Source organism: Gluconacetobacter entanii (genome assembly GCF_003206495.1).
GTDB classification, from domain to species: domain Bacteria; phylum Pseudomonadota; class Alphaproteobacteria; order Acetobacterales; family Acetobacteraceae; genus Novacetimonas; species Novacetimonas entanii.
In genome coordinates this window covers 1-762 of sequence record NZ_NKUF01000136.1, presented here as the reverse complement: position 1 = coordinate 762, position 762 = coordinate 1, and the positions used below count along the sequence as shown (strand labels likewise).

Here is a 762-nt window from a genome sequence, read left to right as displayed (position 1 = left end):
CGCGACGGCTTCTGGTTTGCCGTCCGCCTGTTCGACAGCCGCAAGCAGCACCCCGGCCAGCGCCTCGATCGACAGGGTATCGGCTCCCGTCGCCTCGACCAGTTCGCCGAGCTGGAGGGTCCGTTGCGCCTTAAGCTGTTTTGCCTTTTCCTGAAGCGCCTTCAGTTCCGCATCAATGTCCCGTGGCCTGCGCATTTTCCGCCCTCTGTCCTGCTGGTCTGTGGCATACTCTACCACGCAGGCGAGAACCGCGTCACTCATCCAGAGCAATCAACCCTTGTGGCACAGTAAAATGTGAGTGCACGTCTCCAGCGTGCTTTCAGGTCAATCGGAGCAGTATCATTGCTGCCCTGTAGTTGTCCTGCAATATCCAGAAAAGCCCCGAGCAGGGTGGCGCGGTCATCATCGGTCAGATCGACCAGTCCCGCCTTCTGGACCAGACCGCCCAGTTCGATCAGATGATGAGTGCGTTCCCGTCGCGCCTTCGCCCAGTCGCGCATGTCGGTGCGTGCCTTTCGTGCCTGATGGCGATGGATCAGGGCCGCCTGCTTCCTGATCCGTCTTTCAAGCGCCAGCACTTCCGTTCTGATCGTTTCCGGTTCCTTTCCGGCCGCCCTTTTTTGCGCCAGCCTGAAAGAACGCCGTCCCCCGTTCGGTCCACCTCGCGACGGCTTCTGGTTTGCCGTCCGCCTGTTCGACAGCCGCAAGCAGCACCCCGGCCAGCGCCTCGATCGACAGGGTATCGGCTCCCGTCGCCTCGAC

Annotated in this window: 3 protein-coding genes; all 3 read right to left on the bottom strand. The window is 61.7% G+C overall.

The features are described from left to right. Positions 1–261 (bottom strand): conjugal transfer protein TraD (locus CFR72_RS16895; protein ID WP_167400423.1); only part of this gene is annotated, 261 nt, incomplete at its 3' end. Next, positions 258–500, bottom strand: a complete 243-nt coding sequence (locus CFR72_RS16890; protein WP_110914823.1) for a conjugal transfer protein TraD — start codon at positions 498–500, stop codon at positions 258–260. The genes CFR72_RS16890 and CFR72_RS16895, both read right to left, overlap by 4 nt. Before the next feature lie 64 nt (positions 501–564). Beyond that, a partial coding sequence (locus CFR72_RS16885; RefSeq protein WP_146220785.1) for a conjugal transfer protein TraD occupies positions 565–762 on the bottom strand: 198 nt, incomplete at its 5' end.

What these genes read in the sequence shown, in the direction of transcription:
- CFR72_RS16890 (WP_110914823.1), bottom strand. Translation starts at nt 500, where the DNA reads ATGCGCGACTGGGCGAAGGCGCGACGGGAACGCACTCATCATCTGATC.